The sequence below is a fragment of the Novosphingobium sp. Fuku2-ISO-50 genome, assembly GCF_001519055.1.
In the GTDB taxonomy this organism is placed as follows: domain Bacteria; phylum Pseudomonadota; class Alphaproteobacteria; order Sphingomonadales; family Sphingomonadaceae; genus Novosphingobium.
This window is the reverse complement of the sequence record NZ_KQ954291.1, coordinates 84,018-97,043: the sequence shown is the minus strand read 5'-3', so window position 1 is coordinate 97,043 and position 13,026 is coordinate 84,018. Positions and strand designations below refer to the sequence as shown.

Annotated in this window: 12 protein-coding genes; 7 read left to right on the top strand and 5 right to left on the bottom strand. The window is 64.9% G+C overall.

Going from position 1 to position 13,026, the window contains the following annotated elements; all coding sequences use genetic code 11:
- Positions 1-27 precede the first annotated feature (27 nt).
- Entirely contained in the window at positions 28-693 is a 666-nt protein-coding gene (gene lipB, locus AQZ50_RS10950; RefSeq protein ID WP_067746579.1) for a lipoyl(octanoyl) transferase LipB, read from the bottom strand.
- Positions 694-874: 181 nt separating this feature from the next.
- Between lipB and AQZ50_RS10945 the strand changes: the two genes are divergently transcribed.
- Positions 875-1,648, top strand: a complete 774-nt coding sequence (locus AQZ50_RS10945) for a hypothetical protein (RefSeq protein WP_067746462.1) — start codon at positions 875-877, stop codon at positions 1,646-1,648.
- Here the strand turns inward: AQZ50_RS10945 and AQZ50_RS10940 are convergent.
- The gene (locus AQZ50_RS10940) at positions 1,626-2,252 is read right to left on the bottom strand and encodes a class I SAM-dependent methyltransferase (RefSeq protein ID WP_067746460.1); all 627 of its coding nucleotides are present in this window, start codon (positions 2,250-2,252) and stop codon (positions 1,626-1,628) included. The two genes, AQZ50_RS10945 and AQZ50_RS10940, sit on opposite strands and share 23 nt — an antisense overlap.
- A gap of 205 nt (positions 2,253-2,457) precedes the next feature.
- On the opposite strand from AQZ50_RS10940, the gene AQZ50_RS10935 reads away from it, so the two are divergent.
- Positions 2,458-3,858, top strand: coding sequence for an MFS transporter (locus tag AQZ50_RS10935; protein ID WP_231730228.1), 1,401 nt, complete (start codon positions 2,458-2,460; stop codon positions 3,856-3,858).
- Here AQZ50_RS10935 and AQZ50_RS10930 read toward each other — a convergent pair.
- The gene (locus AQZ50_RS10930) at positions 3,833-4,762 is read right to left on the bottom strand and encodes a CDP-alcohol phosphatidyltransferase family protein (RefSeq protein WP_067746578.1); all 930 of its coding nucleotides are present in this window, start codon (positions 4,760-4,762) and stop codon (positions 3,833-3,835) included. The two genes, AQZ50_RS10935 and AQZ50_RS10930, sit on opposite strands and share 26 nt — an antisense overlap.
- Before the next feature lie 226 nt (positions 4,763-4,988).
- Between AQZ50_RS10930 and AQZ50_RS10925 the strand changes: the two genes are divergently transcribed.
- Both AQZ50_RS10925 and AQZ50_RS10920 read left to right on the top strand, forming a co-directional pair.
- Positions 4,989-6,089, top strand: a complete 1,101-nt coding sequence (locus AQZ50_RS10925) for an inositol-3-phosphate synthase (protein ID WP_067746458.1) — start codon at positions 4,989-4,991, stop codon at positions 6,087-6,089.
- A 101-nt stretch (positions 6,090-6,190) separates the two neighbouring features.
- Positions 6,191-6,964, top strand: coding sequence for an NTP transferase domain-containing protein (locus AQZ50_RS10920; RefSeq protein ID WP_067746456.1), 774 nt, complete (start codon positions 6,191-6,193; stop codon positions 6,962-6,964).
- Positions 6,965-6,967: 3 nt separating this feature from the next.
- Here the strand turns inward: AQZ50_RS10920 and AQZ50_RS10915 are convergent, their stop codons facing one another.
- Together AQZ50_RS10915 and AQZ50_RS10910 are read right to left on the bottom strand one after the other, a co-directional pair.
- Positions 6,968-7,921 carry a 2-hydroxyacid dehydrogenase gene (locus AQZ50_RS10915; RefSeq protein ID WP_067746455.1) on the bottom strand — a complete coding sequence of 318 codons (954 nt, stop codon included), beginning with the start codon at positions 7,919-7,921 and terminating at the stop codon, positions 6,968-6,970.
- 7 nt (positions 7,922-7,928) lie between these two features.
- Complete coding sequence (locus AQZ50_RS10910; RefSeq protein ID WP_067746454.1) at positions 7,929-8,429, bottom strand: DUF2141 domain-containing protein; 501 nt, start codon at positions 8,427-8,429, stop codon at positions 7,929-7,931.
- Positions 8,430-8,776: 347 nt separating this feature from the next.
- Between AQZ50_RS10910 and rpe the strand changes: the two genes are divergently transcribed.
- The 3 genes from rpe to purH are packed head-to-tail and all read left to right on the top strand — an operon-like array spanning position 8,777 to position 12,970.
- Positions 8,777-9,439, top strand: coding sequence for a ribulose-phosphate 3-epimerase (rpe, locus tag AQZ50_RS10905; RefSeq protein WP_067746453.1), 663 nt, complete (start codon positions 8,777-8,779; stop codon positions 9,437-9,439).
- Positions 9,440-9,444: 5 nt separating this feature from the next.
- Positions 9,445-11,367, top strand: a complete 1,923-nt coding sequence (locus AQZ50_RS10900; protein WP_231730237.1) for a heparinase II/III family protein — start codon at positions 9,445-9,447, stop codon at positions 11,365-11,367.
- 13 nt (positions 11,368-11,380) lie between these two features.
- Positions 11,381-12,970: a bifunctional phosphoribosylaminoimidazolecarboxamide formyltransferase/IMP cyclohydrolase gene (gene purH / locus AQZ50_RS10895; RefSeq protein WP_067746451.1), complete on the top strand. Its 1,590-nt coding sequence runs from the start codon at positions 11,381-11,383 to the stop codon at positions 12,968-12,970.
- Positions 12,971-13,026 lie beyond the last annotated feature (56 nt).

Sequence of the window (13,026 nt, the reverse complement as noted above, 5' to 3'; positions counted from 1 at the left end):
GGATCCGTTTGCTGAAACTGCGGTACATCACGGGCAAGGTCGATCAAGCTGCGCAAGAAACGCATCAAACCGTGCAAGCAGCGCCTTATCCCACGCCTCTGCGCTAACCTCCAGCCCCAGGTCGGCAAGGCTGGTGACGCCATAATCGGCGATGCCGCAGGGCACGATTCCGCCGAAATGGGCAAGATCAGGCGAAAGATTGACGGCAAAACCGTGCATCGTCACCCAGCGGCGAATGCGGATGCCGATCGCGCCGATCTTTGCCTCCGCCCCGTCGCGCCCCTGCGTCCAGATGCCGATTCGCCCCGGCGCGCGCCAGGCTTCGACGCCGAAATCGCCCAGTGTGTCGATGACCCAGCCTTCGACCGCATGGACGAACCCGCGCACATCGCGCGCGCGCGTCCGCAAATCGAGCATCAGATAGCCGATCCGCTGTCCCGGCCCATGATAGGTATAGCGCCCGCCGCGACCGGCCTCGACCACTTCAAACCGCGGGTCCAGCAGTTCTTCGCGTGCCGCGCTCGTCCCGGCGGTATAGACCGGCGGATGTTCGAGCAGCCAGACCAGTTCGCGGGCGCATCCTTCGGCGATCCCGGTGTTGCGTGCGGTCATCGCATCAAGCGCGTCGCGATAGGGCACGCGCGCGGATTCAACGCGAATCTCTATATCCCGCCTGGGGCTCGCTTCGGTCATGATGCGGCACTTGGCCTCGCTGCCCGCGCGGTGCAAGGGGTGTTAACGCGAAGTCCCGTTCCGGACTTCGCGAAAACCGGTTCCCACAGGTCGCCCCGATGCACTAGAAGTGATTTTGAAAGCGAGGTAATCCACCGTGGTAACTCTGGACAGCAGCGCCGCATGGCAGAGCGCGAGACGCATGGTCTCTGCCAATCGCGACATGCTTGCCGCGATCGCCGGCGTGTTCTTTCTCCTTCCCGGACTGGTTGCGGCGGTCGTGCTGCCTTCGCCGCAGCTGAGCAACGGCATGGATCAACAGCAGATCGCCGATGCGATCACGCGGTTCTATGCCTCTGCCGGGCCGCTCATGCTGGCGCTGTCGCTGCCGATGCTGGTCGGATACCTGACTCTGCTTGCCGTGCTGCTCGACCGCGACCGGCCGAGCGTGGGCGCCGCCATCGGCCAGGCAGTGCGCCTCTTGCCCAGCTATCTCGTGGCGCAATTGCTCACCGCGCTCGTGCTGTCGGTCTTGTGGGTGACGGTGCTCGGCGGGCTAGCGGCCATCATGCCGCAAACTTTCGCGGTGCTGCTTTCGCTGATCGTGATGATCTATCCGCTGACCCGCGTGGTGCTGATCGGGCCGGAAATGGTCGTGCAGCGGCTGTACAATCCGATTCGCGCGATTGTCGGTGGCCTGTCCCGCACGCGCGGCCAATTCCTGGGCGTCCTGCTCTATTTCGGCCCGGCACTGACGCTTTTCGTGGTGGTCTATGGGCTGGTGATGATCTTTGTCGGCGTCGTTCTGGTCAATCTGAGCCAGGGCGAAGCGCAGCGCATGATCAGCGAGGCGATCGCCGCTGTGGTATTTGCCGTCGGCTATACCTATTTTGCCGCGATCGCCGCCTCTGCCTATCAGCAGCTCGGCCCCGTCAACGGGACCGGCGACGCGTTCAGTCCTTCCAGCCCCAGCTGATCACGCACGGCGGCACGTTGATCGGCTCGAACCCCTTGTCGATGCGCGGGAAATATTCGCTCATCAGCGTGCGCGCCCGCGCCGTGTACTGATAAACGCAAAACGCCCCGCCCGGACGCAGGACATTGCGCGTCGCCGCCATGATCGCCGGGCCGACACCGGGCGGCAAAGTGGTGAAAGGCAGGCCCGACAGCACATAATCGGCATGATCGAAACCATGCGCGGCGACGATCGCTTCGACATCGGCGGCCGAACCATGGACCGCGCTGAATCGGGAATCGCGGATCGTCGCCTTGAGATAGGCGATGAAATCGGGATTGGTGTCGATCACGATCAGCTTGCCATCGCGGCGCAGGCGATCGAGCACCGGCTGGCAAAACGTGCCGACGCCCGGACCATATTCGACGAAAACCTGGCACCGATCCCAGTCGACCGGCGAAAGCACCCGCCGGATCGTGCGCCGCGACGAAGGAACGATCGCGCCGACCATCACCGGATGCTTCACGAAGCCCTTGAGGAACAGGCCCATCGGCCCGAGCATCGCGATTGCCTTTCGCTTGAGACGAACGGGGAGCTGTTCCTGGGCGAATTCGGTGGGCGACATTGGCGATATGGACCTTTGCGCAATAAACGATAGCTAAGGCCATGCTCGGTTGCAAAAATCGCGCCCCATTGCAAGCTTTGTCCAAGCATCCTACCGGGACAATCACGCCAGGTTGCAAAGCGCAACTGATTAAGCGACGACAGGGACACGCGCTCGCCGCACGAAGCCCCCTGCGTCCATTGGGATTGGGGAACCACAAAAGGCGATGACCGAAACGCGCGCGATTGACACCACGGCCGACGGGCAATCCGAACACGATGCGCAAGTCCTGCCGCCGGGGCGCATGACGCTGCTGTTTGCGGTCATGCTGATCACGGCCGCAGGCAATACCGCGATGCAATCGGTCATGCCGTCGATCGGCACGCATCTTGGCATCGCCGACGTCTGGGTCAGCCTGGCCTATTCGTGGTCGGCGCTGCTGTGGATGCTGCTGGCGCCGTTCTGGGCGCGCCGTTCCGACCGGCTTGGGCGCAAGGCGATGATGACACTGGGCCTGGGCGCCTTTGCGCTGTCGTTCGCGCTGTGCGGCATGGCGTTGCTGGCCGGGCTCACCGGTCTGGTCGGCGGGATGAGCGCGATCTTGCTGTTTGCGCTCGCGCGTTCGATCTACGGCACATTCGGTTCGGCCGCGCCGCCGGCGGTTCAGGCCTATGTCGCCGGGCGCACCGGTCGCGCCGAACGCACCAAGGCCTTGTCGCTGGTCGCATCGAGCTTTGGCCTGGGCACCGCGCTGGGCCCGGCGCTGGCGCCATGGCTGATCGTGCCGGGGCTCACTGTGCCGGGGCTGGGACTGATCGGGCCGTTCGCGGGCTTTACGCTGGGGGCCTTGGCGGTCCTGGCAATCCTGCGGATGCGGCTGCCCGACGATACGCCGCAGCCTGATGACGACGCGCAGCACGGCCCGGCGCACCTTTCGCCCGCGCAGGCCGCACAGGCCCGGGCCCAAAAATTCGGCGAATATGCCGATGGCTGGCCCGGCGAGGACGGTCCGCAGGAAACCGCATTCCCGACCGGGCGCTTGCGCTGGGGCGACCCGCGCCTGCGCCCCTGGCTGATCGCGGGCACGCTGGGCGGACAGGCGCAATCGATCCTGCTTGGCGTGATCGGCTTTCTCCTGCTCGACCGACTGGGATTGCGGCATCAGCCCGACGCCGCCGCAGGGCCGATCGGGCTCGTGCTGATGTCCGGCGCGATCGCCATGCTGCTGGCCCAATGGGGGCTGATCCCGATGCTGGGGCTGGGCCCGCGCATGTCGACCATTCTGGGCATGGCGCTGGTTTCGGTCGGAATCGTGCCGGTCGCGCTGGGGGCGGACCTTCATACCATCGCCACCGGCTTTGCCGTCTGTTCGGTGGGTTTCGGATTGTTTCGGCCGGGGTTTACCTCCGGCGCCAGCCTTGCGGTCTCACTTGGCGAACAGGGGCAGGCGGCGGGCATCGTCGCTGCGGTCAACGGATCGGCCTATATCGTCTCGCCCGCAATCGGCGTGTGGCTCTACAACCATTCGCACTGGATGGTCTGGGCCGTCGTCGAGGCGTTTGTGCTGGCCGTGCTTGGATTGATCCTGTCCGACCGGAAAGTCAGCGCACAAGCCCGAGCCGATTGACGACACGCAGCGCCGCCGCGTCTTCGCGCCGCACCGCGATGGCGAGCAAGGCATTCAGAGCCAGCGACTGATAGACGAAATACCACAGCGGGCTGCCGACCAGCATGGCGATGCCCAGCACGATCGCGCGCGGATTGGGCCCGAGAAATTTGAGCATGAACAGCAACGGCCGCTGTTCGCGCTGCACTTCGGCGCGAATCCGCGCCAGCGCGGTGCCGTCGCCCGCGCGGTCTGCCGCAATCGCTTCGGATACCGCCGCATCGATCGTCAACGCATTGGGGCTCATCCCCGAAGCGAGCCGCAAATAGCCGCGCACAAAGCCGCGCAGGATCCACGAAACCCCGCGCTTGTCCTTGAACAGCGCCGCGTCGGCCTGAGTCGCATTGTTGAGCCAGGGCACGCCATAGGTCCAATACTGGTAGAACCGGCGCTGCACTTCGACGAAATTGGCCTGCGCGATATGGCTGGCTCCGGCGACCAGAGCCCAGAACCACGCCCACCCCCAGCCGAGCGACGGCGCGAGGATCATCACCAGCAGGATATAGAGCACGACATGGCTGGCATAATCGCAAATGCCGTCGATCAGTTCGCCCAGCGGGCTCGACCGCCCGGTCAGCCGCGCGAGATCGCCATCGGCGCCGTCGACGACATGCCAGGTCATGTGCAGCATCATGCCGATGAGCGGCGCCCACGGCCATTCCAGCCCCCAGACGGGCCCGCGCCAATAGACGATTCCCGCCGCAACGACGAACAGACCGCCCACCACCGAGACCATGTTGGGCGTGACCGGCGTCGGCGCCAACAGCCGGGCCAGCCGCCAGGCAAGCGGGTGATAGAGGTAGTGGTTAAGCGAATCCTGCAGTTCGCGCGGGCGGCGCGGACGTTCGCGGGATGCTGTCGCCATCGTGCGGTGCTTTCCTTCTTGCGTGTTGCGATCGGCTTCCAGCCGCGATTCGCCAGCCCATAGGCTGCCTTGACGCATCGCGCCACCAGCGGTTGAAACCTCACACCTTTGCAGGGCTTGCTTGACAATCTCGGGATTCCGCTTGCATTCCCGGATAATTTCGCAAACTAAGGCACTTTGATGACAGCCATCCGGCAGCGGTGCCTGTCGAAGAGGACGTGCTTACATGAAGCCAATCAAGGTCGCGGTGATCGGCGTAGGAAACTGCGCCAGTTCGCTTGTCCAAGGGGTGTATTTCTATCGTCAGAACAATTCGGCCGGAGGGCTGATCCACGACCGGATCGGCGGCTACGGCGCTGGTGATGTGGAATTCGTACTCGGCGTCGATGTCGACGCGCGCAAAGTCGGTAAAGACATCGGCGAAGCCATCTTTGCCGGTCCCAATTGCACCGCCGTGTTCCACGCCGATGTGCCACAGACCGGCACCAAAGTGATCATGGGCCGCATCCTCGACGGTGTTGCCGAACACATGACCGGAATGGGCGATCGCGGCTTCATCGTCTCCGATGCAGCCGAAGCAACGCACGAGAGCATCGTCGCCGCGCTGAAGGCGTCGGGCGCCGAAGTCCTGCTCAACTTCCTGCCCGTCGGGTCGCAGGAAGCGACTGAATTCTATATGGAAGCAGCGCTCGAAGCGGGTGTTGCCGTGGTCAACTGCATGCCGGTGTTCATCGCCAGCACGCCCGAATGGGAAGCCCGGTTCCGCGCCAAGCGCCTGCCCATCGTCGGCGACGACATCAAGGCCCAGATCGGCGCGACGATCGTCCATCGCGTGCTGTCGAGCCTGTTTGGCGCCCGCGGCGTGACGGTCGAAAAGACCTATCAGCTCAACACCGGCGGCAACACCGATTTCATGAACATGCTCGACCGCCAGCGGCTGGGCAGCAAGAAGGAATCGAAGACCGAGGCGGTGCAGGCCATGCTTGCGCACCGCCTTGCGGATGAAAACATCCACGTCGGCCCGTCGGACTATGTGCCCTGGCAAAAGGACAACAAGCTGTGCTTCCTGCGCCTCGAAGGGGCGCAGTGGGGCAATGTCCCGATGAATCTCGAATTGCGTCTGTCGGTCGAAGACAGCCCGAATTCGGCCGCTTGCGTGATGGACGCGATCCGTTGCTGCAAAGTCGCGCTGGAACGCGGCGAAGGCGGCGCGCTGATCGGTCCGTCGGCCTATTTCTGCAAGCACCCGCCGCAGCAGTTCAACGACGATGTCGCCGCGCATCTCGTCGAAGAATACATCACCGAACCGGCCCTCGCGGCCGAGTAAGCGGATTTGACCTGATCGTCAGGGGCGGCGTCGGCACAAGCTGACGCCGCCCTTTTCGGTCGCGCGTGATCCACGCAAAGCTTTTGGGGAATACGAAACGCATGGATGCGTTGATCATCGCCGCCGGCTATGGCAGCCGCCTCGGCGCGCTATCGTCATCGAAGCCGCTGACGCCCGTCTGCGGTGTGCCGATCATCGAACTTTCGATCCGCCAGGCCATGCTGGCCGGGGTGACGCGCGTCGTCGTGGTCACCGGGCACGAGGCTGATCGCGTCGAAACCTTTCTCGCCGAATTGTCGCTGCGGCTTGGCATTGCGATCGTTCCGGTGCGGCTGTCCGACTGGTCGACGCCCAATGGCCATTCGGTGATTGCGGGCGCGACGCGCTGCGAGGGCAATTACCTGTTGCTGATGGCCGACCATTTGTTCGACGCCGACATCCTCGCGCGGCTGATCACCGAATCGCCCGCCGATTGCGGGCTGACGCTGGCCATCGACCGGCGGATCGACAGCCCGCTGATTGATCCCGAAGATGCCACCTGGGTCAAAGTCGACGAACGCGGCCTGATCCAGTCGATCGGCAAGACGATACCCACGTATGACGCGTGCGATTGCGGCGCGTTCCTCGCCACACCCGAACTGGCGCCGGCGATCCGCGCGGCGATTGCATCGGGCAAGGCCGGATCGTTGTCCGAAGGGGTCCAGGTTCTGGCGCAATACAACCGCGCCGCCACGCTCGACATCGACGATGCCTGGTGGATCGACATCGACGATCCCCATTACCACGCGCTGGCCGAGGAAACCGCGCCCTGGCACCTCGCTCAGGCGTTGGTCGACATCGGCGCCGATGTCGACGGGGAACCGGTGGCTTCCTGAAATTCAGCTTGAAGGCATAATCCGCGTTTCGGGCACTGGGGTCAGCGGCCTGCCGGTTTCAAACCATGCGACCAGATTGTCGACCATCAGGCGCCCCATTGCCTGGCGCGTGATGGCCGATGCCGAACCGATGTGCGGCAAGAGCACCACGTTGTCCAGGGCGAGCAGCGCTTCGGGCACATCGTGTTCGCGCTCAAAGACATCGAGCCCGGAAGCCAGGATCGTGCCCGCTTGCAACGCCGCGATCAGCGCGGCTTCATCAACCACGGTTCCACGTGAAACGTTGATCAGCACACCTTGCGGCCCCAGCGCGGCAAGCACGCGCGCATCGACGAGATGGCGCGTGCTGGCCCCGCCCGGCACGATCGCGATCAACACATCGCAGGCCCCGGCCAAAGCCTCGACCGAAGGATACCAAGGATAGCCGACATCGCCCTGCCGGGTGCGCCCGTGATAGGCGATGTCGACCGCAAAACCGTCGAGCCGCCGGGCAATCGCCTTGCCGATCCCGCCCAGCCCGATGATCCCGACGCGCCGACCGCGCAGCGACGGCGACAGGGGAAAGTTGCCGTCCCGCCAAAGCCCATCGCGCAAAAAGCGTTCTGCCGCCGGTATCCGCCGCAGCGTCGCCAGGAGCAGACCGATGGTGAGGTCGGCAACCTCTTCGTCAAGCACGCCGGCGGTGTTGGTAACGACAAGACCGCGCGCCACGGCGGCGACCATGTCGATATTGTCGTAGCCGACACCGAAATTGGCGATCACTTCCAGCGCGGGCAACCGCGCAAACAGGTCATCGCGGACCGGCCCTGCCAATGTGCTGGCAGCCATGCCGCGGACCCGCGACAGGACATCGTCCGCGACACCCTCCCACAAGCGGTGAACGACAAAAGCATCATCCAGCGCGGCCATCGTCACCGGCGGCAACGGGGCCGCAACCAAGACGTCGGGCCGGGTCATCGCGCGGTCAGGACGGATATTTCAGGTGGATCGTCGTGGCCAGATTGGCGCGCGGGATCGCAAGCCGCACCGACCGGAATACCGGCAGGCTGGCCAAAGTCGGCGGGTTGTTCGAAAAACCAAACCCTTCGGTCGGAATCCCCAAGACCCCGGCGCGATTGATCGTCCCGGAATTGTCCTCGTCGTGATAGATCGCGATGGCATAGACGCCGGTTGTGGGCACAAACACGCAGAACTTGGTCGCCCCGGCGACGGCCGGTGTACGCACGACATAGAGCGATCCGTTTTTCACCAGAAAGCGTTCGGGAATGTCGGCGTAGACCGTCGTTGCGATCTGTCCCTGGGCGTTTCGCACACCATCGACGGTGACATGAATCCAGGTATTGCTCGGCGGCCCCAGGCAAGGCGGTGCGGCAAGCGCCGGCGTTGCCGCCAGACATCCGGCAAGGACTGCCACACAGGACATTTTCGGCAGGGCGCGGCGGATAAACCGGACAGTGGAGCGCATGACAATCCCTGACCCAAGGAGGAAGATGGCGCCGACATGCGACAATCGGACGCCGTGTGCAAGATGCCGTCACGGCGTCAAATTGTCGCACGACCGGGACAAATGCACCGCCATCGGCATGCGCCGACGATGAAAACGACCGAATCGATTCCCGTCAAACCATCGGAAATGGCGCAATTCGCGACAGAGCGTGTGGAAAACGCGCACAAAGCCGCTTGTAGCGGCAAGACCCCGTGGGTATCGGCATAAGGGGCAGACCGGCGCGGCGCTTTATCGCGCAAGGGCCGGGATGACAAGACCGCGCCGGCACTGCCGATCTGGCGCTATGCATGGACCGGGTTGCCGCAATGACTGTTCCGTTGATTTCGCCATCGATCCTGTCGGCTGACTTTGCGCGATTGGGCGAAGAAGTGCGAGCGATCGACGCAGCCGGTGCCGACTGGATCCATGTCGATGTGATGGATGGCCATTTCGTGCCGAACATCACGATCGGGCCCGGCGTGGTCAAGGCGCTGCGCCCGCACACGACCAAGCCGTTCGATGTGCATCTGATGATTTCGCCGGTGGATTCGTTTCTTGAGGCTTTTGCCCAGGCCGGCGCCGACATCATTACCGTCCATCCCGAGGCCGGCCCGCACGTTCACCGCACGGTGCAGGCGATCAAGGCGCTGGGCAAGAAAGCCGGTGTTTCGCTCAACCCGGCGACGCCCGCCAAAATGCTCGATTACCTGATCGATGACGTCGATCTCGTTCTGGTGATGAGCGTAAACCCAGGCTTCGGCGGCCAGAGCTTCATTTCCAGCCAACTGCGCAAGATCGAGGCGATCCGCCGGATGATCGACAAGTCCGGTCGGCAAATCCATCTCGAAGTCGACGGCGGGGTCGACTTGTCCACCGCCGCCTCGTGCGTTTCCGCAGGCGCCGACGTGCTGGTTGCGGGAACGGCCACATTCCGCGGTGGTCCGGCGCATTACGCGGCGAACATTGCCGCCCTGAAGGGAACCGGTTGACCCTCATGCATCGTCCCGGCCATACCATCGCCCACCGCGCTGCCGCCGGTTTCGATGCGGCTCACGGCGATGTGGCTGGCGACGATGCAGGGACACGTATGGCAATCCCTTTGGGCCCCGATGCCGAATATCAGGCGCAACAGTCCGAATTGACGTTCGCCGCGATCGAGGCCCGCATGAGCGAGCCGGGCCAGTTGAACGAACCGGGCGTGATCGAGCCGGGGCGGGCGCTCGCACTGGCCGATTTTTCGCCGCCGCAAGTCAGCACCGGCGAACGCCTCGTCCGTCTTGCCTATCGCTTTGGGCTGGGGCCGCGCGCGCTCAATCCGTTTGGCAAGCGCGCTGCGCCGCGCCTGACCGCGACGGTCGCCAATCCGCTGCCCGGCGATGCAGCGAAGGGGACGGCGGTCCGCGCCGGGCATTTTCTGCTCCACGGGCTCAAGGCGCCGATCGCCGACATCGAATTTACCGGTCCGCGCCTTGCCCCTCCGCTGGAACGGCTGGTGCACGGGTTCAGCTGGCTGCCCGATCTTGAGGCTTGCGCCGCGCGCGTACAATGCACCGGGGTGGCCGAACGCATTCTCGGTCGCTGGCTGACAGCCAATCCACGCCCCGATGCAACGCCCGCATGGGATGTCGGCAATGTCGCGCATCGCCTGCTCGGCTGGCTGATCCACGCGCCGCTGATCCTGTCGGGGCAAGACCGCAAGTTTCGCAGCCGCGCGCTGCACGCCTTTGACACCACCGCCTCCTGGCTCGACCGCAATGTCGGCCGCGCCGAGGACAAATTGTCCGAAGTCGCCGGCTGGACCGCGATCACCGCCGCCGGGCTGCTGCTCGCCGATGGTCGTGCGCGCCGGCTCTATGGCGAGGCGGGACTGGTCCATGCACTGGGCGATCTGGTCGGCGATGACGGTGGCGTGCTCTCGCGCAGCCCGCTTTGCCAGATCGAGGCCATCGAACTGCTGGTCCGGCTCAAGGCCTGCTACAGCGCGGTACGCACCGAGCCGCCGTCGCAGATCGACACGATTCTGGGCGTTCTCGTGCCGCCGCTGCTGGCGGTGCTGCATGGCGACGGCGCGCTGTCGGCCTGGCAGGGCGCGCCTGCCCTGCCCGCCTCGCGGATTCAGAGCCTGATCAAGGCCAGCGGTGTGCGCACCCGGCCGCTTCGCGATGCGCGACAGTGGGGATACCAGCGAGTCGCGGCGCAGCGGTCCATCCTTCTGTTCGATTCGGCCCCGCCGCCGGTCGCGCGCCATGCCCGCGACGGCTGCGCTTCGACGCTGGCGTTCGAATTCAGCCATGGTCCCGAACGGATCATCGTCAATTGCGGCGGCGGCGCCTGCGCCGGAGGCCTGATCCCGCTGCGCCTGGCGCAAGGTCTGCGGGCGACGGCGGCGCATTCGACGCTGACCATCGACGATCTCAATTCGACCGCCGTGCTGATCAACGGCAAGCTTGGCACGGGCGTGTCCGAAGTCGACATCGACCGCCGCACCTTGAGCGGCGATGCCCCCGGAACCGGCGCCACCCGGCTGGAAGCCAGCCATAACGGCTATGTCTCGCGCTATGGCCTGACTCATCGCCGCATCCTGATCCTGCGCGATGACGGGACCGAACTGCGCGGCGAAGACAGCCTCGTGCCGACCGGGCGCAAAGGCAAGCGCGGCACGATCGCAGTGATCTTGCGATTCCATCTCGGCCCGCATATCGAGCTGGCGAAGGGCCGCGACGGCATGGGTGTCACGCTGGCGCTGCCCGATGGCAGCCTTTGGCAATTCCGGTCGGGCCGCGACCTGGTCACGGTCGAGGAAAGTCTGTGGGCCGATGGCCAGGGCCGCCCGATCGGGACGCGCCAGCTGGTGATCACCGCCAAAGTTTCGCGCAGTGGGGAGACGTTCTCCTGGCTGCTGAAGAAGATGCGCTAAACGGGAATTGAACTTGAGCGATGTAACGATCGGGCGGGCACTGCTTTCGGTGTCCGACAAGAGCGGTTTGGTCGAACTGGGCCAGGCACTGGCAGCACGCGGGGTCGAACTCGTTTCGACCGGGGGCACGGCCAAGACACTGCGCGAAGCAGGCCTTGCCGTGCGCGACATTTCCGAACTGACCGGGTTTCCCGAGATGATGGACGGACGGGTCAAGACGCTACACCCCAAAGTGCACGGCGGCCTTTTGGCGGTGCGTGACAATGCCGAACATGCCGCCGCCATGGCCGAGCACGCGATCGGCGCGATCGACCTCGTCGTCGTCAATCTCTATCCGTTCGAAGCGACCGTGGCACGCGGTGCGCCGCGCGACGACGTGATCGAAAATATCGACATCGGCGGCCCCTCGATGGTTCGTTCGGCGGCAAAAAATCACGAATTCGTGGCGATTGTCACCGATCCCGCCGACTATGCCGGGCTGATTGCCGAGCTCGAAGCGACCGATGGCGCGACCACCCTGCCCTTTCGTCGGCGCCTTGCCGCCAAGGCCTATGCCGCCACGGCGGCCTATGACTCGGCGATCGCCGCCTGGTTTGCGCGCGTCGATCAGGGTCAGCATTTCCCCGAAACGCTGACCGGATCGCACCGCCTCGTGACCACGCTGCGCTATGGCGAAAATCCGCATCAGGCCGCCGCGCTCTATGTCCCGCGCACGACGGACGTCATCGGGCTGCCCCAGGCCGAGCAGATCCAGGGCAAGGAACTGTCCTACAACAATTACAACGATGCCAATGCCGCGCTCGAGCTGATTGCCGAATTTGCCGATGCCGCGCCGACCGTGGTGATCGTCAAGCATGCCAATCCCTGCGGTGTGGCGACGGCGCCGACTTTGCTCGAAGCCTGGCAGGCCGCGCTTGCCTGCGATTCCGTTTCGGCCTTTGGCGGCATCGTTGCGACCAATGTTCCGCTCGACGGCCCGACGGCCGAAGCGATCGGCGCGATTTTCACCGAAGTCGTCGTTGCGCCCGGCGCGGACGAGGCCGCGCGCGAAGTGTTCGCCCGCAAGAAGGCCTTGCGCCTGCTGATCGTGCCGGGCCTGCCGCAAGCGGCGCGCGCCGGGCAGATCACCGTGCCGATTGCCGGCGGTCTGCTGGTGCAGGATCGCGACAATGGGCATGTCGACCCCGCCGATCTCAAAGTCGTGACCAAGCGCGCGCCGACGCAGCGCGAACTGGCCGATGCGCTGTTTGCCTGGACCGTGGCCAAACATGTCAAGTCGAATGCCATCGTCTACGCCCGCGACGGCGTGACCGCCGGGATCGGCGCGGGTCAGATGAACCGCCGCGATTCGTCGCGCATTGCCGCCGCCAAGGCACAAGAGGCCGCCGAAACCCATGGCTGGGATCAGCCGCGCACAGTCGGCTCCGCCGTCGCCTCGGACGCGTTCTTCCCCTTTGCCGACGGTCTGCTCGCCGCAGCACAAGCGGGCGCGACGTGCGTCATTCAGCCGGGCGGATCGATCCGCGACGAAGACGTGATCAAGGCCGCCGACGAAGCGGGCCTGGCCATGGTCTTTACCGGGATGCGCCATTTCCGCCACTGATACGATGCCCACCACTGGCACGATGCCCACCACTGGCACGATACGTTGACCGCCGC

Excerpts from the sequence above, each read along its gene's own strand:
- AQZ50_RS10900 (WP_231730237.1), top strand. The coding sequence starts at position 9,445 with ATGCATCGTCCCGGCCATACCATCGCCCACCGCGCTGCCGCCGGTTTC.
- AQZ50_RS10920 (WP_067746456.1), top strand. The coding sequence starts at position 6,191 with ATGGATGCGTTGATCATCGCCGCCGGCTATGGCAGCCGCCTCGGCGCG.
- AQZ50_RS10930 (WP_067746578.1), bottom strand. The coding sequence starts at position 4,762 with ATGGCGACAGCATCCCGCGAACGTCCGCGCCGCCCGCGCGAACTGCAG.
- AQZ50_RS10915 (WP_067746455.1), bottom strand. The coding sequence starts at position 7,921 with ATGACCCGGCCCGACGTCTTGGTTGCGGCCCCGTTGCCGCCGGTGACG.
- lipB (WP_067746579.1), bottom strand. The coding sequence starts at position 693 with ATGACCGAAGCGAGCCCCAGGCGGGATATAGAGATTCGCGTTGAATCC.
- AQZ50_RS10910 (WP_067746454.1), bottom strand. The coding sequence starts at position 8,429 with ATGCGCTCCACTGTCCGGTTTATCCGCCGCGCCCTGCCGAAAATGTCC.
- AQZ50_RS10925 (WP_067746458.1), top strand. The coding sequence starts at position 4,989 with ATGAAGCCAATCAAGGTCGCGGTGATCGGCGTAGGAAACTGCGCCAGT.
- AQZ50_RS10935 (WP_231730228.1), top strand. The coding sequence starts at position 2,458 with ATGACCGAAACGCGCGCGATTGACACCACGGCCGACGGGCAATCCGAA.
- AQZ50_RS10945 (WP_067746462.1), top strand. The coding sequence starts at position 875 with ATGGTCTCTGCCAATCGCGACATGCTTGCCGCGATCGCCGGCGTGTTC.
- AQZ50_RS10940 (WP_067746460.1), bottom strand. The coding sequence starts at position 2,252 with ATGTCGCCCACCGAATTCGCCCAGGAACAGCTCCCCGTTCGTCTCAAG.
- rpe (WP_067746453.1), top strand. The coding sequence starts at position 8,777 with ATGACTGTTCCGTTGATTTCGCCATCGATCCTGTCGGCTGACTTTGCG.